This window comes from Exiguobacterium sp. AT1b, assembly GCF_000023045.1.
Taxonomy (GTDB): domain Bacteria; phylum Bacillota; class Bacilli; order Exiguobacteriales; family Exiguobacteriaceae; genus Exiguobacterium.
This window is the reverse complement of sequence record NC_012673.1, coordinates 1,764,378-1,784,010: the sequence shown is the minus strand read 5'-3', so window position 1 is coordinate 1,784,010 and position 19,633 is coordinate 1,764,378. Positions and strand designations below refer to the sequence as shown.

Here is a 19,633-nt window from a genome sequence, read left to right as displayed (position 1 = left end):
TCTTTTATGAGATGGGGCGTCCTTTGTATACTAAAAGAAAAGGAGGGAGACCGAGATGGAGCACCCATTTGCAGGACAACTCGAGGTTGCGAACAACGGCTATGCCGGGATCATCGACCCAGAAGCTTATGTGAACGATCGTTATCACGGACGCTGGACATTAAAGCGCTCTGTACAGATTGAAGGCGTGCCCGTCTTGCTCCAACGTCAGTTCGAGAACGGCAAGAACAACTGTACGTTGACGTCGATCACCGCCATCTTCCGTTTCTATCGAGATCATGGGTATGCGAACATCCCAGATGATGTGACACAGATCCAAGAAGATGTGCGCGAGATCGCCTTCAGGCACCATTTCAAAGACGAGAAAGGGACACCGCCGACACAAATCGCCACCATCATCACGAAACTGTGGAAGCGATACGGGTACGACGGTCGAGGCAGTTCCCGCTATCTTTGGAAATGGTCGACGTTTGAGCGTGAGCTGAAAGCAGGACGCCCGTTTGTGCTGAATATGGCGAACGGCTTTTATAAAAATCATTCCGTCACGGGAGTCGGCTACTTACAGTTTGAAAAACGGGGGTTCCCGGACGTCATCTTGTTAGCCGTGCTCGATAATCGTTCGAAGGACGTGCGCTACATCGACTTCAACGAATTCAACTTTTGGGGAAGCATCACACGCGTCCATCCGCCAGCCACTCGTCCATAATCGTGTCAATCGCTTCTCCGATTTTTAAAAGGTGCTCGCGCTTCGCGTATGACCCGTAATGTAGCCCGTTTGAATCACGACCATTCCCGAGCCCAACGAACACTTCTGAAGGCTTAATATGGAGGCCAATCATCGGGATACCTGAATCATGGCGTCCGATTTCATAGGTGACGGCGGGATATGCAGACAGTCTTCCGATTGTTGAAAAACCGTTCAAGGCACGACAGTTATCCCGTCCGAGCACGATGATACGGATTGGTTTGATGTACGCAATCGTCCGTTCCAACAGTTCGATTGAGGTCGGATGTTCCATCCAGTGGCGCCCGGTCCTCATCTTCCCCATCTGTTCATATGTCGCAAACTTGAAAAAATCAACGTGGATGACAGCTGCAGGATGATCATAGAACGAACGCCCCATCCCGTTGAGGAGTGCCTCGAGTTTGGCGCCATGCGGTTTCCCGAACCAGTTCGTCGTCGCGCGACCCGACTCGAAATAGACCGATGCCCGTTCGAGCGTTTGTTGCAGCGCCTCTTCATTTCCGAGGTAATCGTCAAACGAGAGTATGTTCCGCCAATAGAACTTTTGGTGTTGCCCCGTTCTCGGTGTCCCGTCACGATGTAAAAACTCGCCGCGAGACGGATTCGTCCCGATGGTCAGCCATTGATCCGGACCAGGTCGACCGTACCAAAGGACAGGTGATGCCTCTTGAATCAATTCTTTCCCGAACGTTGTGTCGCACAGTGCTTGTTGAAATCGGATTGCGTCTTGTAACAGTCGTACTGCCTCCATGTCATCCCTCCTCTCCCGTTCGTTTCCCGCTTTCGAGAGTTTATAAAATGCGTTATAGTGAGAGGACGAAGCCAAACAAAGGACGTGTACACATGCGCATCAATAAATTCATCAGTGAATCAGGCAAGGCGTCCCGTCGCCAAGCCGACCGTCTCGTCGAAGAGGGACGCGTCACCATCAATGGGAAAAAAGCAAAAATCGGCGACCAAGTCAAACCGGGCGATGAAGTCCTCGTCAACGGTTCTGTCGCACGGGTTGCCCGAAACAACGTCTACATCGCCGTCCATAAGCCGGTCGGGATCACGAGTACGACAGAAAAAAAAGTAAAAGGGAACTTGGTAGACATGGTCAACCACCCGCTCCGCATCTTCAACATCGGTCGTCTTGATAAAGACTCGGAAGGTCTCATCCTCATGACGAATGACGGCGATATCGTCAACGAGATTCTCCGTGCAGAAGGCGAGCACGAGAAAGAATACATCGTCTCGGTTGATAAGCCAATCACACCAGAGTTCGTCGAGCAGATGGAAGCCGGTGTCAAAATCCTTGGCCAGAAGACACTTCCGTGTAAAGTCCGTCCGCTTTCAAAGTTCGATTTCAACATTACCCTCACGCAAGGACTCAACCGCCAAATCCGTCGTATGTGTGAGGCGCTCGGATACGAAGTATTCCGCCTCCAACGTGTTCGTGTCATGAACATCACGCTCGGGAAACTGCCGCCTGGACAATGGCGCGATCTTTCGAAAAAAGAGCGTGAGCAGCTGTTCCGCGAATTGAATTACGAACCGAAAGAATGGTACTAAAAAGCAGCCTGAGTCGTCTCAGGCTGCTTTATTCTGGTCGAAGTGATGAGACATGGTCGGTCTCACGACGAATGAAACGTTTGAGTTGAGCGCTCAAGTCGTCGAGCTGTCCCATCGTCGTCCTCATTCTAAATTTCATATGAACATGGTCAAATGAGTCAAACCGCCATTCATCATGAATGAAAATATCGATTTGGATGGTCCCAATCCGGTCAATCAACGTGAAAGTTAGATTGACTTGCAAATCATCCGAACCCTCTTCTTCATCGACTAGTCTCCATGTGATCGGTTCTTTGCCCCACGCTTGATTGAATTGATCGATCTTTTGATAAAGATCCCCAAGACTCGCATCATCTAAATAAATCAACTGATTGCTGGCGCAGGCAGAAGACCGAAGTTGAAGCTGAACTTGATAAAACAGCTCCGTTTCATCCATCCATACTCGTTCCATCTCAAACTGAATCATGACTTCACCTCTTTTTCTTAATATAACACGAGGTGTCATCACATCAGGATGCTCTCTCGATTATTTCGCCGTCACGCCACCGTCTACCGGAAGTTCGATTCCGCTAATATGATTTGCCTCGTCTGACGCGAGGAATAGGACGGCTGCTGCCACCTCATCCGCTTGTCCGAGATTCGGCAAGGCGATTTGATTCAAGAAATGTTGTTTATAGTCTGGGTGCTCCATATGTGGCGCACTCATCGGTGTCACGATATAGCCTGGATGCACCGAGTTGACCCGAATGTTTCGTTTCCCGTAATCGACGGCCGCTGCTTTCGTGAGAGAACGGACCGCACCTTTCGAGGCTGTATAGGCCCCGGCACCCGCCATACCGGTCAATGCAGAGATGGAGGAGATGTTGACGATTGATCCTCCCCCATTCTCCGTCATGAGCGGAATCGCGTACTGTGTCCCTAACATGACTCCATCGATGTTGATGCGATACGTGCGTGCCCAGTCCTCTTCCGTCTGTTCCAAGAACGGTTTCGCAAGTGCGATTCCAGCGTTATTGACGAGAATATCTAATTTGCCACACGTCGCTTCCACTTCTGCGAATACGTCCTCCCAGCTCGAACGTGAGGTCACGTCATGCTTCACCGCGATAGCTTCCCCACCTTGCGCCCGAATCGACTCGACTACGCTTTGTACCCCTTGTTCATTGATATCTGTTGCGACGACCGTCGCCCCTTCTTTGGCGAATAGGCGTGCCGTTGACTCTCCCATACCGCTTCCTGCCCCTGTGATGACCGCTACTTTCCCCTGTAAACGCATTGTCCCAGCTCCATTCATTAAATTATGATAGTCTAACTATCATAATCATAATTGGATGTGACATTAATCTCAACGAAACTGCTCGAAGACGATATACTAGGAACAGACAATGAGGTGATGGAATTGAGTAAACGACAACAAAACAAAGAAGAACGAATCCAGCTGATTATCCAAGAGGCCGAACGCTTATTTTTAGAGAATGGCTTTGAGAAGGTTCAGATGCAGGACATCGCGGACGCGGCAGGGATTGGGGTGGCCACACTGTTTCGCTACTTCCCGAAGAAGGATCAATTGATCGTCGCGGCAGCCGTCAAAAATCTACAGCCGACACTCGAGAGATTTGAACAGTTCATGCATGGGGAAGGCAGCGCATATGAGCGGCTCGAGGCCATCTTGAATCACTTTTTCGAGATGCAGTTGGAGCGGACGAACCACGCCCGTTTCCGAGAGGCGTTCGAGAGCTATGCATCGTTCGTCGCCTCACCGCTTCCTGGGATCGAGACATACATCGACGTTCAACGACAGATCATGCAGACACTCGAACCGTTGATTGAAGACGGGAAACGAGACGGCTCATTCCGCTCGGATATCGATGTGAAGGTGACCGTCGTCACGATCATCAATACGTTCGGGACGTTCGGCAACAACATCCTATTGAAGTCTCACATCAGTTATTTAGAGGACGATATCGAACCGGCCGTACAATTGCGTGCTTTAAAAGAGATGTTCCTCGCATCCATTCGGGCATAAGAAAAGCCTCCCTTCGTTTGAAGGGAGGCTAGTTGTATACATAAAAAATGAGCACCTCTCACTAGAGGTGCTCTCGAAAGTCTACCGCGACGGACCACGCTCCACAACGTGCTCCTCAAGGGAATGTCCGCCGTCTTACATAGACCAGCTCATCGCATGTACTCAACTATATGCGAAACCTACGTCCGCGTCAATCTTTTCTTAAAATCCGGTTGACATCTTCCTAATTTTTAGGATAATCAATAGTGTTAGCACTCTTTATAAGAGAGTGCCAAAATATAGACATTAAAGGGAGAACGATCATGACAAAGAAACAGTTTCAAACGGAATCGAAACGAATTTTAGAGTTGATGGTCCACTCAATTTATACACATAAGGACATCTTCCTGCGTGAGCTCATCTCGAACGCGAGTGATGCCATCGACAAGATGTATTATCGTGCCCTCTCAGACGAAAGCATCGAGTTCAACAAAGACGATTACTTCATCAAAATTGAACTCGACAAAGAAGCACGGACGATTACGATTCGCGATACAGGGATTGGGATGACAGAAGAAGAACTCGAAACAAACCTCGGAATCATCGCCAAGAGCGGTTCACTCGCCATGAAACAGGCAACGAAGATGGAAGAAGACCATAGCCTCATCGGACAATTCGGGGTCGGATTCTATTCCGCGTTCATGGTCGCTGACCGTGTGACCGTGCGGACTCGTTCGATTGACAGTGAACAAGGATACGTATGGGAGTCAGAAGGCACAGACGGCTATTCGATCGAGCCGACAGACAAGGCGGGCATCGGTACAGAAATCACGCTCCACTTGAAAGCAGACACAGAAGATGATATGTACTCGTCATTCCTTGAAGAATACGAGATTCGCTCGCTCATCAAGAAACATTCGGATTTCATCCGTTACCCGATCAAACTCGATGTGACGAAGCATCGTCAAAAAGAGGACTCGGAAGAATACGAGGATTATCAAGAAGAAGAGACCGTCAACAGCATGGTGCCGATTTGGCGGAAGCGGAAGAGCGAACTGACCGACGAAGATTACAAAGCGTTCTATCACGAGAAACGCTACGGCTTTGATGAGCCGCTCAAGCACCTTCATTTGAACGTCGACGGGACAATTCGTTATCAATCGATTCTCTATATCCCATCAACGGTTCCATTCGATTACTACACAAAAGAATTTGAGAAAGGGCTCGAGCTCTACTCGAATGGCGTGTTGATCATGGAGAAGTCACCTGACCTCTTGCCAGACTACTTCGGCTTCGTCAAAGGGATGGTCGACTCAGAAGACCTCTCCCTTAACATTTCCCGTGAAATGTTACAGCAGGACCGCCAACTTCGCGTGATCGCCAAAAACGTGAAGTCCAAAATCAAAGGGATGCTCGAGAAGATGCTCCAAAACGAGCGTGAGGATTACGAGAAGTTCTATGAGTCGTTCGGTCGTCAATTGAAGTTCGGCGTGTATGATCAGTTCGGCGCAGCCAAAGACGAATTGAAAGACTTGATTCTGTTCCATTCTTCTCACGAGAAGAAACTCGTCTCGCTCAAAGAGTACGTCGAGCGGATGAAAGAAGATCAGAAGTATATCTACTATGCGACAGGCGAATCGATTCATCGCATCGACCTCTTGCCACAAGCAGAACGCTTGAAAGAAGAGGGATACGAGATCCTCTACTTCACAGAAGAGATTGACGAGTTCGCCATCAAGATGCTTCAGTCGTATGACGACAAAGAGTTCAAATCGATTGCGAGCGGCGACCTCGGTCTCGATGACGCGGAAGCGAAATCGCTCAACGACGATAACCAAGACTTATTCGCCTTCATGAAAGAAGAGCTCGGAGACCGCGTCAAAGAAGTGCGTGCCTCGACACGCCTTAAGTCACATCCGGTCTGCTTGACGGTCGCGGGTGACGTCTCAATCGAGATGGAGAAGATTTTGAACGCGATGCCAAACGGCGGCGGCATGAAAGCGGAGAAAGTACTCGAGGTGAACGCCGACCACGCCATCTTCCAAACGCTCCAACGTGTGTATAAAGAAGATGAAGCGAAAGCGAAACAGTATACAGACCTCTTGTATCAACAAGCCCTCCTCATTGAAGGGTTGCCGATTGAAGATCCGGTAGCGTATTCGAATGCGGTTTGTGCGTTGATGGCGGAGTGACGGTGAAGGCAGAGGGCAACCTCTGTCTTTTTTTATTTAAATAAAAACATGATACACTTTTAGTAAATGCAAATCTTGGAAACGAGGTGCTCTTATGCTGTTTGAAAGAAATAAAATATACAAACGTTCTTCTCTCCACGATCAATACGGAGGTAATCGCCAAAGAGGGATTAGTCCATCAGCAAAGCATGACATGATTTTTATTTTTGATATGAAAAATAGTAGCTTTGAATACACAAATCACTGGGACGAAAAAGAAGGATTGTACTATTACAATGGGGAAGGACAAATTGGTGATCAAACATTCACTTCTGGTAATAAAGCTCTCTTAAGACATATTGAACGCAGCAAAGACGTTTATTTGTTTGAGGAAATAGGAAACTCTATGTATCGATTTATTGATCAAATGATTTTAATTGGATATGACATTCAATTTGGAAGTGACAAAAATCATCAGCAACGGGAAGTTATTGTTTTTACATTTGAACCTATACACTCTGTTTTTGAGGGTGCCCACAACTTTTTTGAGAAGATGAAATATAAAACTTCGGATGAACTTCATCTTATCGTGAAACAAAATTTACAGAAAGTAAGTGGATCAAGCACAGCTATTAGGAAGCAGCAAATTCGAGAAAGGTCTGCAGCTGTTTATTATAGTATTCTTGCTCGTGCAAATAATCACTGTGAGGCTTGTGGTTCGCCATCTCCTTTTGAAACTGAAGATGGAGCTTATTTAGAATTACATTCCTTGTATTCTCATTCCGATCAAATTATATTACTGCCTGGTCTAGGCGCTGCTGTTTGTCCTAACTGTCATATGCGTCTGCATAAAGGAAAAGATCGTAGTCAATATAATGAACAATTACAACATAAAATTATCGCTAAACTTATTGAAGAAATCGGTCGTCCTTAATCAACTAGATTAAGGCTTTTTTTATTAGCAATTGATAATTTATCTATCTATTTCGAGAATGCAAAGTAAATTTAGAGATTCAAAATATTTATTTTTTCAGTTCTTATTTTAGGATAAATATCTCTCATTAAAAAAATTAGATATTTATGTAATCGTTTTCTTTACTTTCATTAAGCCAAATGTAAATAATGTGTTGGTAAGCCTCATACTTTCAAAGCATGCAAACGCCTTGACAATTCCAGCTCGTTATATGAAGTTAGTATTACATTATAATTATTCTAGTCGAGATAGAAACGCTAGAGTAAAAAACAAGGAGGACATAACCCATGTCATTAATCGGCAAAGAAGTATTACCATTCAAAGCACAAGCATTCCAAACAGGTGAATTCCTCGAAGTTACAGAGAACGACCTCAAAGGTAAATGGAGCGTTGTCTGCTTCTACCCAGCTGACTTCACATTCGTCTGCCCAACTGAACTTGAAGACCTTCAAAACGAGTACGCTACACTTAAAAACCTAGGTGTAGAAGTATACTCTGTCTCTACAGACACACACTTCACACATAAAGCTTGGCACGAAACATCTGAGAAAATCGGAAAAATCGAGTACATCATGATCGGTGACCCATCACACGTCATCTCACGCAACTTCGACGTCTTGAATGAAGAAGACGGCCTCGCAGACCGTGGTACGTTCATCATAGACCCAGACGGCGTCATCCAAACTGTCGAAATCAACGCTGGCGGCATCGGCCGTGACGCGAGCACGCTCGTCAACAAAGTCAAAGCAGCACAATACGTACGCAACAATCCAGGCGAAGTCTGCCCAGCGAAATGGGAAGAGGGTTCTGAAACACTCCGCCCAAGCCTTGACCTCGTCGGTAAATTGTAAGGAGCGATTGCATGTTAGAAGCAGCGATTAAACAACAGCTCGACCAATATCTCCAGCTCATGGAGGGCGATGTCGTCCTCCGTGTGAGCGCTGGGGAAGACAAAGTCTCAAACGAGATGCTCGAGCTCGTCAACGAACTCGCCAGCATGTCATCACGCATCTCGGTCGAACGCGCGACACTCGAGCGTACGCCGAGCTTCAGCGTGAACCGTCCATCTGAAGAGACAGGAATCGTCTTCGCGGGGATTCCACTCGGACATGAGTTCACATCACTCGTCCTCGCCCTCCTCCAAGTGAGCGGGCGCGCACCGAAAGTCGATGCGGACACAATCAAACAAATTCAAAATATCGAAGGCACATATCACTTCGAGTCATACATCAGCCTCAGCTGCCACAACTGTCCTGACGTCGTGCAAGCGCTAAACGTCATGAGCGTCCTCAACCCGAACATCACGCACACGATGATCGATGGAGCCGCGTTCAAGGATGAAGTGGAAGCAAAAGAGATCATGGCTGTCCCGACGGTCTTCTTGAACGGCGAATCGTTCGGTAACGGTCGGATGTCACTCGAAGAGATCTTGGCGAAACTCGGTACAGGTCCTGACGCTTCTGCGTTTTCGGACAAAGACCCGTATGACGTCCTCGTCGTCGGTGGCGGTCCAGCGGGTGCGAGCGCAGCCGTATACGCGGCTCGTAAAGGAATCCGTACCGGAATCATCGCAGAGCGCTTCGGCGGCCAAGTGATGGACACGATGGGGATTGAGAACTTCATCGGTACTGCTTATACAGAAGGTCCAAAGCTCGTCGCCAGTCTAGAAGAGCACGTCAAAGAGTACGGCATCGATGTCATGAACCTTCAACGCGCGAAGCGTCTTGAGAAAAAGGACCTCGTCGAGATCGAACTCGAGAACGGCGCTGTCTTGAAGAGTAAGAGTGTCATCCTCTCGACCGGTGCACGCTGGCGTAACGTCAACGTCCCAGGTGAGGTGGAGTTCAAAAACAAAGGGGTCGCTTACTGCCCGCACTGTGACGGTCCTCTCTTCGAAGGGAAACGTGTCGCGGTCATCGGTGGCGGTAACTCTGGGATTGAAGCAGCCATCGACCTCGCAGGAATCGTCAAGCACGTAACGGTCCTCGAGTTCGCTCCTGAACTCAAGGCTGACCAAGTGCTACAAGATCGTCTTCACAGCCTCCCGAACGTGACTGTCATCACGAACGCTCAGACGACAGAAATCACGGGTACGGACAAAGTGAACGGCATCTCGTATGTGTCTCGTGAGACGAACGAGTCACATCATGTCGAATTGGAAGGCGTCTTCGTCCAAATCGGTCTCGTCCCGAACACGGACTGGCTCGACTCGGTCGAACGCAACAACTTCGGGGAAATCGTCGTCGACCGTCATGGCGCGACGAACGTCCCAGGTGTGTTCGCGGCAGGAGACTGCACGAACAGCGCCTACAAACAAATCATCATCTCGATGGGTTCTGGTGCGACAGCCGCACTCGGCGCCTTCGACTACATGATTCGCAACTAACAAAAAGACTCGCTCTCATGATAGAGGGCGAGTCTTTTTTATAGTTCAAACGTCTTCCCCGAGTCCGGGATGAATAAAATCGAGTCTCCGCTCTCCGTTTCAAACCGATAGCCTACTCGAGGGGAGAATGGATTCCATTCTCCTCCGGTCGTCGGAACGCTCTCCATGTACGCCACGTCATTGTACGTTTTGCTCAACACCTCTTCTGCCTCGGCTAACGAGTAGCTCGGAATCGAAAGCAAAATCGCCGCCCCTACACTCATCACTCCGACCGACGCCGCCCAAAGAGTCGATGTCGGCTTTCGAAACTGTGCCAAGACTAGCAGCATGATGATCCAGCCAATCGGCACTCCAAACGTCGCCGCATTCCTATACCACTGCGCATTGATCGTCAATAAACTGGCAATCACCACACCGCCAATCATCCACCACCACTTCATGAACATCACCTCCCCTTCATTATCCCAAAATCAGGAAATGACTCAATGTTTTTTATTCATATTGATGTATGATAACTTATAGTGTATGATATACAGTATAAAGATAAACGAATGAAGGAGGCGAAAAAATGTCTGATGTAAAAGCCTCGTTGGTGACGGAGTTGCGGCGCGGCACGTTGACGATTGCGGTGCTCAGTCAGTTGAAGACACCCCAATACGGCTATTCTCTCGTTCAAGCACTGCTAGATGCCGATATCAACATTGATCAAAGTACGCTCTACCCGCTCTTGCGTCGACTGGAAAAACAAGGACTCGTCACGAGTTCCTGGGACACGACGGAGAGTCGACCTCGTAAATACTATGTGCTCAGCCCAGACGGAATGGATATTTTGAATGAGTTGTACGTGGAATGGATGAACATGTCGAAAACATTGACCCGTCTAATTGAAGGAGGAAACGATCATGAATCTTCGTGATGTGTATATCGATGAAGTCACCTCTCGAATCCCAGAGTCGATGCGGCAAGACGTCGCACTCGAATTGGAATCGACCATTGATGACATGACTGGAAATGACTCGTCTGAAGCGGCTTTATTTGAAGCATTGCGCCAACTCGGCGACCCTCATATCCTCGCTGCTCGCTACGCGAACCGACCACTCTACCTCATCGGTCCTGCCCTCTTCACACAGTACGTGAACATCATCAAAATCGTCTTACCGATTGCCGTCACGGTTGTCACCATTCTCTCGATCATCGGTTATCTGACCAATCCCATCGACGACACGTCTTGGAGTCAATTCTTGATTCAAGCATTCCTTCAAACTGGGGCGGCCATCTTCAATGTCGTCGTTCAGACGCTATTCTGGATCACCCTCACGTTCTTCATCATCGAGCGTGCCGTACCTGAGGGTGAAGTGCCCTTCTCGAGTTGGAAACCTGAACAACTCAAGAAAGTAAAACCACGTTCGACCTCGATTTCTTTTGGTTCGATCTTGTTTGATATTGTCGCCACCGTTTTGATGGTCGTATTGTACGTCAACGCCGAGCAGTTGATTCGTGTCGTCACAGATAGTGGATCCTATCCACTACTCGATGCATCGGTCTTGGATCAATTCTTCCCGTTTGTCATCGCCTTGGCCGCCTTTGGCATCGCCATCGCCATTTACAAATGGATCGTTCGACATTGGACAAAGCCGCTCGCCTTGTGGAACGCGCTCTTCAATATCGTATGGATTGTCGTCACAGCGCTCATTATGCTGCAACCCGATCTACTTTCGACCGAAGCGCTCTCTTTGATTGCTGAGCAAATCAACGCCGACCTCGAAACAATCAGTCGTTGGGGCGTCTGGAGTGTTTTACTCACCATCATCATCGTGTGTATTCTCGATTTAGCAGAAGGTTTGATCAAAGCGTTTCGACGTTGACCTCACATTCAAACGTTTCATTTCCGAGGAAAGTGGAATAGCGGAGAAGAGAACGGATTTTGAATGGGGAGGCATTTGATGGGTATTCCAACAATTAAGCTACATGACGGTTATGAGATTCCGGCCATCGGACTCGGAACAGTTTATTTAAAAGGTGAAGCAGGGGTCGACGCCATCACGTGCGCGATCCGGAACGGATATCGACTCATCGATTCGGCGATTCGCTATGACAATGAGGGTGCGGTCGGTGAAGCGGTTCGTCAATCTGGCATCCCGCGCGAACAGCTTTTCTTAACGTCAAAATTGCGCGCGCAATATTATGACTACGACCAGGCACTCGAGATGATTCGGGAGTCCCTATATCGGGCGAACCTCGACTATTGGGATTTGTTCCTCTTGCATTGGCCAAATCCGAAACAAGACAAGTACGTCGAGGCATGGCGTGCCTTGATTCAAGCGAAGAAAAACGGATGGATCCGCTCCATTGGGGTATCGAACTTTATGCCGGAGCACCTTGACCGCTTGATTGAAGAAACGGGAGAAAAACCGGTCATCAACCAAATCGAGTTACACCCGTACTTCTCGCAAGTCGAACAGCGGCAAGCTGACAAAGAACGCGGCATCATCACAGAAGCGTGGAGCCCGCTCAGTCGCGCCCGTACGGTTATTCATGACGAGAAGATTACCGAGCTCGCCAAACAAAAAGGCAAGAGCGTGTCTCAAGTCATCTTACGTTGGCACGTGCAACTTGGGGTCATCCCGCTCGCCCGCTCGTCCAGTGAGTTGCACCAAAAAGAGAATCTCGACGTCTTCAACTTCGAATTGACGGATGAAGAGATGGAGACGCTCAATGCGTTGACGAAGCCGGATGGTCGCATCGATGACCAAGATCCTCGTGAATACGAAGAGTATTAATTAAATCGGGTTGAGCATGCGCTCAATCCGATTTTTGTATATATTCTAACTAAACTACTTAAAGGAGATTCTCATGCTATCCCAACAACGAAAAGACATGATCGCCTTCTTGAAACGGGAAGTCGTTCCTTATTTGCGATCACATCAATTCCAAGGATCGTTTCCTCACTTTCGGCGCATGCAATCTGACCGAATTGATTTAGTCACCTTTCAATTCAATCGGCATGGTGGCTCGTTCATCGTCGAATTGGCTCAAGCTCCGCCCACTGGCTTTCAAACATATTGGGGAGAACAAATTAGCCCACAAAAAATGACCGCCCATGATATCGACGTCGACGCACGACGAAGGCTGGGCAGTCATTCTCCAGATGAAGACGGTATTTGGTTCCTTTACGAGTCAGCTCAATCTGACCAAGACTATCTACGCGTGACGCAACAAGTCATTGCTTCGTTTGAACAAGATATTTTACGTTGACTAAGGAATTAATTAAAACGCCGGAATGGCCGTCTCATCATAGTTTTCTTGCAGGAATGCACGGACTTCGTCACTTGTGAGCGCTTCGCCGAGTTTTTGGATCGCTTCGTCATCCTGGTTGTCTTCACGTGCGACAAGGGTGATGGCGAAATCGTTCTCGACACCTTCTGTTAAGAGTGCGTCACTCTTCGGTGTCAAACCGAGTGGTGCCGCGTAAGCCGGTGTCATCAAGACCGCATCGACGTCATCGTACGCGCGCGCGAGCATCAACAAGTCGACTTCTTCAAACTTGAAGTTTTTCGGGTTCGATGTGATATCGGCTTGTGTATAATACGTGCCTTCCTTCTCTCCGAGCTCGATCACATCATGTTGTGCGAGCAGGGAGAGCGAACGGTCGATATTCGATACGTCGTTGGCAATCGCAATCGTTGCGCCTTCCGGGAGGTCTTCCATGTTGTCATAGTTTTTTGCGTATACACCATAGTTGGCAAAATAAATCGGTTCGATTGGAACGAGATTCGCATCGTTGCTGCGGTTGAACTCCTCCATATACGGAACGTGTTGGAAGAAGTTCGCATCGACTTCTTTCGCCGCAAGTGCCGAGTTCGGTTGGACGTTGTCTCCGAGAACGACAATTTCAAGTTCGATATTGTCTTCTGCGAGCTGTTCTTTCGCGATTTCAAGCATATCTGTCATCGGTGGGATGAGTGATGCGACTTTCAATGTCTGTGGTTCATTTGCTTGTTTCGTTTGTGTTTCTGTATCGTTCCCACATGCTGCGAGGACGAGTGTGAGCGAGGCAAGAAGTGCCATCAATTTTTTCATATTCATTTCCTACTTTCTATTTAGCGTTTGTCGATGATGCGTGCCACGGTCGTGCCCGTGAACTGAATCAACTGGACGAAGACGAGCATGATGAGAATCATATAGAGCATGAGTTCGGTCTGGAACTGCTGATACCCATAACGGATGGCAAAGTCACCGATGCCACCGCCCCCGACGACCCCCATGATCGTCGAGTATGAGATAAAGCTGATGATGGATGTGGTCAAGCCAAGGACGAGACCAGATCGGGCTTCCACATATAGAAACTTAAAGATGATGTCTTTAACCGACGCTCCCATCGAGAGTGCCGCTTCAATGACCCCGCGTGGGACATCAATCAACGACTGCTCGACGAGGCGCGCATAATGCGCGATGGCGATGATGGAGAGCGGCACCGTCGCCGCCGCCGTTCCGATGGCCGTCCCGATGATAAGCCGTGTAAATGGAATCAAAAACACGACGAGTAACAAAAACGGGAAAGACCGGACGATGTTCACGACCAGGTTGAGGACGGAGAAGACGATTTGATTCTCTAACAATTGTCCTTTACGCGAAAGGTAAAGCCACGTGCCTAACGGAAGTCCGACTAGAATCGCGGCGAGAATCGATACTCCGACCATCATGAACGTCTCGGCGATGGACTGCCAAATCTCTGATTGATAGCGCACCAAGATGTCAGGCATTCGATTCACCTTCCTCTCGCAACTGTTCGACGAACCAACTTGGGTTCTGATCGATGGCGACCACCCCTGTCGGCTCCCGTTCAATCGTCTCATGAACGGTACCGTCTGCCATGACGGTGACACGATGACAGATTTGACGGATGACATCCATCTCATGTGTGACGAGCACAACGGTGACGCCGAGTTTTTCATTGACTGACTGAAGGACACGCAGTACTTCCGCCGTCGTGTTCGGGTCGAGGGAAGAGGTCGGTTCATCGCACAGGAGTACACTCGGTTCGCTTGCGAGTGCTCGAGCGATGGCGACCCGTTGCTTCTGTCCCCCACTCAACTGGGAAGGATATTTATCGCGATACGCTTCGAGTCCAACGAACCGGAGACATTCCATCACACGCGTTTCCCATGACGCTCTCGGGCGTTTGGCAAGTTTCAGTGAATCGAGGACGTTATCAAAGACGGTCTTATTCGCGACTAGATTAAATTGTTGAAAAATCATACCGATCCGATGTCGCTTCTTGCGAAGTTCCCGATTGGAGAGCTCGGTCAACTGGTCGCCATCGACCGTGACGCTCCCGGCATCCGGTTTCTCCAACAAATTCATCAATCGAAGAAGCGTCGACTTCCCGGCACCGCTTGCGCCGATAATGCCGTAAATCTCACCTTTTCGAATATGAAGCGATACATCGCGAACGGCCATCTCTTGTCCATAACGCTTATGGACGGACGACAATGTGATCATGGCAGACATCCTTTCTACATCTCGTGAGTGAGTCAACCGTTTATCATTTTAGCGAAGTAAAGAGTCGATGTCAGTTCATGTGCTCACATGAAAAGAACCGCACTGCGGTTCAAAGTGGATGTCGTTTGAAGTGTTCAGCAATATGTCGTTTCATGGCGGCTCGATTTTCAGCAAAGATGCGATGACGATGACCGTTCCCACCAGACGGATGTGGAAACCCGCTCACCACACGTTCCTGATCCAAAAGACCTCGCTCAACCAATAACTCCACGGCTCGCCTCACGTTCACGCCCATCGGTAGGATGAGTGCATCTTGAAGATGGGCCATCTCTTCTGCGAAGATTCCTTCTACGTATGGTCGAAACAGCTCTGTTCGAATCATATCCGGGCTCGATCCGTTATAGTTCTTGCCTTTATAGAAGACGGGATAAGGGAGGACCGCCGTGTTTTGAACAAGATGGTTCGCTGATCCAAACAAATCGAGGGAAGATTCGATTCCAAGATGATGATGTAACTCCAAATCGTCTAGCATCGTCACCAAGTTCTTTCGAATCGGACCGGAAAAACTGCCACGTTGTTTGACGGCTCGAAGCGCCTCTTCGTCTGTTGCATCCTTCAAGTCACGGATTGCCTCGAACGACTGACGCATTTGATACAAGCCTGGCGTGATTCCCGCGATGACGACTTTCGCGTTTGGATTGATGTATTCGAACGGTGCGTAATAGATGTCGAGTTGTTTCTTTTCATCACGGTCTAACAAAAAGTCTTCACTTTTTAACGTCTCTTCTTCTAAATTTGATAACTGCAAAATTTTCGATTTGTATGTGTGAAATAACTCTGTCCGCGTCATGTAACTGACACTCCTTTCGTCTACTTTCTCTATCTCTATTTCCCTAAATCTTTGTGTGAGAAAAGTTCATCTTTCAGACAAATGCCATCCAAAAATAAAGCGCTTTCATTCCATTTTTTGTGATATTCTGACGGTGTGATTGAGAAGGGTTTTCCATCAGGTTCACTAAATTCTCACAAGGAGTGTGTTCAAACATGAAAGCAGTCGTTGTCAATTCAGCAAGCAAAGCCAACATCGAAGTCGTTGAAAAGGAATTACGTCCATTACAAGCAGGCGAAGCGCTCGTCGATGTCGAGTATTGTGGCGTGTGTCACACGGACCTTCACGTCGCCGCGGGTGACTTCGGAGATGTCCAAGGACGTGTGCTCGGTCATGAAGGGATCGGGATCGTATCTCAAATCGCCGACGATGTTAAGAGTTTGAAAGTTGGAGATCGTGTCAGTATCGCTTGGATGTATCATGCATGTGGTCGCTGTGAATATTGTACGACAGGCCGGGAGACTTTCTGCCGAAACGTACAAAATGCCGGCTATAGCGTTGACGGTGGGATGGCCGAGCAAAGTATCGTTGTCGCCGACTATGCCGTCAAAGTACCTGATGGATTGGATCCTGCGCAAGCTTCGAGCATCACATGTGCCGGCGTCACGACGTATAAAGCCATCAAAGTCGCAGACGTGAAGCCTGGGGAGACGGTCGTCATCTATGGTTGTGGTGGACTCGGGAACCTAGCCATCCAATATGCGAAACACGTCTTCAACGCGCACGTCATCGCCGTGGATTTGAACGATGATAAGCTCGAACTCGCAAAAGAGAGTGGAGCTGATTTGACGATCAACCCATCGACTGATGGAGATGCAGCTGACATCGTACAAGAGAAGTTCGGTGGGGCCCACGCTGCTGTCGTCACAGCCGTCTCAAAAGTCGCCTTCAATTCAGCGGTCAATGCCGTCCGAGCTTGTGGGAAAGTGGTCGCGGTCGGTCTTCCTTCTGAAACGATGGACTTGAACATCCCTCGCCTCGTCCTCGATGGAATCGAAGTCGTCGGTTCACTTGTAGGGACACGGAAAGACTTAGAAGAAGCCTTCCAGTTCGGGGCAGAAGGACTCGTCGTACCGGTCGTTCATAAACGTTGTCTACACGAGGTGCAAGACGTGTTCGAAGAGATGGAACAAGGGAAAATTCAAGGACGGATGGTCATCGACTTCAAAAATAAAGACTGCTAATCAAAACGGGGCCATGTGCCCCGTTTTGTTCTAGATTGACGTTGACGGGGTATAGTTGCTTTTGTATAGTTAGGAACGTCTAAAAGCCGGAAATGAAAGAGGAGTGACTTGATTTGACTCCATCAACGTCAACCCGTCTGCTTGATTTATTGTCAGAGCGCAATGATCAAGTTCGACGTATGAGTGAAAAATCTTGGAATGAACAAAGTGATATCCAACTCTCGAACTCGGAATGGTATATTCTCGCGACACTTTATCAGTCGAAAAGAACGATTGCCGAGGTCACGCGCAGTGTCCATATTTCTCGACAAGCGATTCATAAACTGATCAAGAACCTCGAAAGTAAAGCGCTTGTTCTCGTGACAGACCATCCACAAAATCGAAAAGACAAATGTATCGAGTTGACCTCGCTCGGTCACACTTGTTATGAGCAAAACGAGACGCTCAAAGCACAACTTGAGCAACGGATCCAAGAAAGCATCGGCCAAGAGGCGTTTGAACAACTGAAAACCATTCTACGCTTGGATTGGAAACTATGACCGTGTCAGCTTGATGGTGACACGGTTTTTCATATGCATACATGACCCAAAACGTCAACCGAGTTGACATTTCATCTTCTGAATGACTATGCTTATAGGTAAGGAAGAGGTGATCGACTTGTTTAAAACTGGAGACTTAATCATCTACTCGACCCATGGCGTATGTCGCATCGACGACATTTCGGACAAAACGGTCGCAGGAGAGACGAAATCGTACTATACGCTTCACCCCATCAACAACTCACAAAAGTTGCAAATCAGCATTCCTGTCGATAATGACAACGTGATGATGTTGACGTTACTGGAAGCAGACGAGGCATCAGAGATTTTAGAGTCGTTCCGCTCGCCTGGCGTGGAATGGAATCCGCATTCCAACAATCGCAATCGTGAATTTTTGAATGTCGTGCATTCAGGAAACCGTCACGAGATTGCCCAAGTGGTCAATACATTGAGTCGTCGACAAATCGAGGCACTTCAAGCGAACAAAAAGCTATACGAACAAGATCGTAAAATTTTAGAGAATGCCAAAACGATTTTGGTGAAAGAGCTCTCCCTTGCTCTCGAGCGTTCAGAGAGCGACATCGAGCGCACGATTGGCGAGTACTTACATGAAAGCATGGCGACACTCACACCTTGACCCTTCCATTTGGAAGTGGTCTTTTTATTTTGCTACAATCATATACTTATTTTGACAGTTATCGGGTATCCTAATACAAACAAATCAACCGATATAGGGAGGATGTTAGGATGCAACTGCACTCTAGTACGACCCATGTCACCGACACGCACGTCGTTCGGGCAATCGAAAACAATCTGGCCATCATTCGCTTTGATGAACATCGCCGCGTCGCCTACGTCAATGAGATTTTTGCCAAAACGATGGGGTACGAAGTCAAGGAACTGATGGGACGCCCCCATCGTGATCTTTGCTTGCCCGAGTTCGCGAACAGTCCCCAATACGACCTGTTTTGGCGTAAGCTCATGCAAGGATTGAGTTATCACGACAAGATTGAACGACGTGCCGCCGATGGTCATAGCGTCTGGCTAGAAGCGACCTACATGCCAATCTTCGATGACGCCAATCAGAACGTCATCGGCGTTTCAAAGATTGCGGCCGATATCACGTCACGGCAACAAGACGTACTCCACATGGCGAATGATCTTCAAGAGACGTCTGAATACTTATCCGCCCAGTCCCAAATCGGGAAACAAGACGGAGAACACGTCCTCGAGAACGTCAAACTGATTGAACAAGAGTCGACTCAAAACCTAGAGCACCTAAAAGCGCTCCAGCAAGAGGCGAAGACGATCACGGATATTGTCCGAACGATTCGCGAAATCGCTGCCCAAACCAACCTTCTCGCACTCAATGCCGCAATCGAGGCGGCACGCGCAGGTGAGCATGGACGTGGCTTCAATGTCGTCGCGACAGAGGTCCGCAATCTTTCGAACAAAGTTTCGCTTTCCATCACTGAAGTGAACAACAACATCGAGGGCATCGTCAAACGCATCGATGACGTGTCGACGAGCATCGGACGCATCTCTCATAAAGTCAAAGATAGCTCCGGACAACTCGAACAGACGGTCCGCGAGTTTGAAAAACTGGCGGATTCAGCCGCCACACTCGAACAGCAGGCGAAGACCTTCTTACGGATGGTCTAAATGTGCTAAAACCGTTCACTACA

Annotated in this window: 23 protein-coding genes; 15 read left to right on the top strand and 8 right to left on the bottom strand. The window is 48.4% G+C overall.

Going from position 1 to position 19,633, the window contains the following annotated elements:
* Window positions 1-55: 55 nt before the first annotated feature.
* Complete coding sequence (locus EAT1B_RS09245) at window positions 56-706, top strand: C39 family peptidase (protein WP_015880303.1); 651 nt, start codon at window positions 56-58, stop codon at window positions 704-706.
* Here the strand turns inward: EAT1B_RS09245 and EAT1B_RS09240 are convergent.
* The gene (locus tag EAT1B_RS09240; protein ID WP_015880302.1) at window positions 672-1,496 is read right to left on the bottom strand and encodes a hypothetical protein; all 825 of its coding nucleotides are present in this window, start codon (window positions 1,494-1,496) and stop codon (window positions 672-674) included. The genes EAT1B_RS09245 and EAT1B_RS09240 overlap by 35 nt on opposite strands.
* A gap of 92 nt (window positions 1,497-1,588) precedes the next feature.
* Here EAT1B_RS09240 and rluF point away from each other — a divergent pair, with 92 nt between their 5' ends.
* Complete coding sequence (gene rluF / locus EAT1B_RS09235) at window positions 1,589-2,299, top strand: 23S rRNA pseudouridine(2604) synthase RluF (RefSeq protein WP_015880301.1); 711 nt, start codon at window positions 1,589-1,591, stop codon at window positions 2,297-2,299.
* Between the two features lie 28 nt (window positions 2,300-2,327).
* On the opposite strand, the gene EAT1B_RS09230 is transcribed toward rluF, so the two are convergent.
* Both EAT1B_RS09230 and EAT1B_RS09225 read right to left on the bottom strand, forming a co-directional pair.
* Window positions 2,328-2,765 (bottom strand): hypothetical protein, encoded by a 438-nt coding sequence (locus EAT1B_RS09230; protein WP_015880300.1) that lies wholly within the window; start codon window positions 2,763-2,765, stop codon window positions 2,328-2,330.
* Between the two features lie 60 nt (window positions 2,766-2,825).
* Window positions 2,826-3,575 (bottom strand): SDR family NAD(P)-dependent oxidoreductase, encoded by a 750-nt coding sequence (locus EAT1B_RS09225; RefSeq protein WP_015880299.1) that lies wholly within the window; start codon window positions 3,573-3,575, stop codon window positions 2,826-2,828.
* A 123-nt stretch (window positions 3,576-3,698) separates the two neighbouring features.
* On the opposite strand from EAT1B_RS09225, the gene EAT1B_RS09220 reads away from it, so the two are divergent.
* From EAT1B_RS09220 to ahpF, 5 genes are all read left to right on the top strand, one after another.
* The gene (locus EAT1B_RS09220) at window positions 3,699-4,325 is read left to right on the top strand and encodes a TetR/AcrR family transcriptional regulator (RefSeq protein WP_015880298.1); all 627 of its coding nucleotides are present in this window, start codon (window positions 3,699-3,701) and stop codon (window positions 4,323-4,325) included.
* 302 nt (window positions 4,326-4,627) lie between these two features.
* Window positions 4,628-6,496, top strand: a complete 1,869-nt coding sequence (htpG, locus tag EAT1B_RS09215; RefSeq protein ID WP_015880297.1) for a molecular chaperone HtpG — start codon at window positions 4,628-4,630, stop codon at window positions 6,494-6,496.
* 94 nt (window positions 6,497-6,590) lie between these two features.
* The gene (locus EAT1B_RS09210) at window positions 6,591-7,409 is read left to right on the top strand and encodes an HNH endonuclease (protein WP_015880296.1); all 819 of its coding nucleotides are present in this window, start codon (window positions 6,591-6,593) and stop codon (window positions 7,407-7,409) included.
* Window positions 7,410-7,735: 326 nt separating this feature from the next.
* Window positions 7,736-8,299 carry an alkyl hydroperoxide reductase subunit C gene (ahpC, locus tag EAT1B_RS09205; RefSeq protein WP_015880295.1) on the top strand — a complete coding sequence of 188 codons (564 nt, stop codon included), beginning with the start codon at window positions 7,736-7,738 and terminating at the stop codon, window positions 8,297-8,299.
* A gap of 11 nt (window positions 8,300-8,310) precedes the next feature.
* Entirely contained in the window at window positions 8,311-9,834 is a 1,524-nt protein-coding gene (gene ahpF / locus EAT1B_RS09200; protein WP_015880294.1) for an alkyl hydroperoxide reductase subunit F, read from the top strand.
* Between the two features lie 38 nt (window positions 9,835-9,872).
* Here ahpF and EAT1B_RS09195 read toward each other — a convergent pair whose 3' ends face one another.
* Complete coding sequence (locus EAT1B_RS09195) at window positions 9,873-10,274, bottom strand: hypothetical protein (RefSeq protein WP_015880293.1); 402 nt, start codon at window positions 10,272-10,274, stop codon at window positions 9,873-9,875.
* A 128-nt stretch (window positions 10,275-10,402) separates the two neighbouring features.
* Here EAT1B_RS09195 and EAT1B_RS09190 point away from each other — a divergent pair, with 128 nt between their 5' ends.
* From EAT1B_RS09190 to EAT1B_RS09175, 4 genes are all read left to right on the top strand, one after another.
* A complete protein-coding gene (locus tag EAT1B_RS09190) occupies window positions 10,403-10,750 on the top strand; it encodes a PadR family transcriptional regulator (RefSeq protein WP_015880292.1) in 348 nt (115 codons plus the stop codon).
* Entirely contained in the window at window positions 10,737-11,699 is a 963-nt protein-coding gene (locus tag EAT1B_RS09185) for a hypothetical protein (protein WP_015880291.1), read from the top strand. Before EAT1B_RS09190 ends, EAT1B_RS09185 begins: the two co-directional genes overlap by 14 nt.
* A 78-nt stretch (window positions 11,700-11,777) precedes the next feature.
* On the top strand, window positions 11,778-12,614 hold the full coding sequence (locus tag EAT1B_RS09180) for an aldo/keto reductase (RefSeq protein ID WP_015880290.1): 837 nt from the start codon (window positions 11,778-11,780) through the stop codon (window positions 12,612-12,614).
* A 73-nt stretch (window positions 12,615-12,687) separates the two neighbouring features.
* On the top strand, window positions 12,688-13,089 hold the full coding sequence (locus EAT1B_RS09175) for a DUF4304 domain-containing protein (RefSeq protein ID WP_015880289.1): 402 nt from the start codon (window positions 12,688-12,690) through the stop codon (window positions 13,087-13,089).
* Window positions 13,090-13,101: 12 nt separating this feature from the next.
* On the opposite strand, the gene EAT1B_RS09170 is transcribed toward EAT1B_RS09175, so the two are convergent.
* From EAT1B_RS09170 to EAT1B_RS09155, 4 genes are all read right to left on the bottom strand, one after another.
* Entirely contained in the window at window positions 13,102-13,914 is an 813-nt protein-coding gene (locus tag EAT1B_RS09170) for a MetQ/NlpA family ABC transporter substrate-binding protein (RefSeq protein ID WP_015880288.1), read from the bottom strand.
* Between the two features lie 20 nt (window positions 13,915-13,934).
* A complete protein-coding gene (locus EAT1B_RS09165) occupies window positions 13,935-14,597 on the bottom strand; it encodes a methionine ABC transporter permease (protein WP_015880287.1) in 663 nt (220 codons plus the stop codon).
* Entirely contained in the window at window positions 14,590-15,336 is a 747-nt protein-coding gene (locus EAT1B_RS09160; protein WP_015880286.1) for a methionine ABC transporter ATP-binding protein, read from the bottom strand. Before EAT1B_RS09160 ends, EAT1B_RS09165 begins: the two co-directional genes overlap by 8 nt.
* Window positions 15,337-15,445: 109 nt before the next feature.
* Window positions 15,446-16,186: a hypothetical protein gene (locus tag EAT1B_RS09155; RefSeq protein WP_015880285.1), complete on the bottom strand. Its 741-nt coding sequence runs from the start codon at window positions 16,184-16,186 to the stop codon at window positions 15,446-15,448.
* 194 nt (window positions 16,187-16,380) lie between these two features.
* Here EAT1B_RS09155 and adhP point away from each other — a divergent pair, with 194 nt between their 5' ends.
* From adhP to EAT1B_RS09135, 4 genes are all read left to right on the top strand, one after another.
* Window positions 16,381-17,409 carry an alcohol dehydrogenase AdhP gene (gene adhP, locus EAT1B_RS09150; RefSeq protein ID WP_015880284.1) on the top strand — a complete coding sequence of 343 codons (1,029 nt, stop codon included), beginning with the start codon at window positions 16,381-16,383 and terminating at the stop codon, window positions 17,407-17,409.
* A gap of 113 nt (window positions 17,410-17,522) precedes the next feature.
* Entirely contained in the window at window positions 17,523-17,948 is a 426-nt protein-coding gene (locus EAT1B_RS09145) for a MarR family winged helix-turn-helix transcriptional regulator (RefSeq protein ID WP_015880283.1), read from the top strand.
* A gap of 109 nt (window positions 17,949-18,057) precedes the next feature.
* On the top strand, window positions 18,058-18,585 hold the full coding sequence (locus EAT1B_RS09140) for a CarD family transcriptional regulator (protein WP_143180210.1): 528 nt from the start codon (window positions 18,058-18,060) through the stop codon (window positions 18,583-18,585).
* Window positions 18,586-18,695: 110 nt separating this feature from the next.
* Window positions 18,696-19,610, top strand: coding sequence for a methyl-accepting chemotaxis protein (locus EAT1B_RS09135; protein WP_015880281.1), 915 nt, complete (start codon window positions 18,696-18,698; stop codon window positions 19,608-19,610).
* Window positions 19,611-19,633 lie beyond the last annotated feature (23 nt).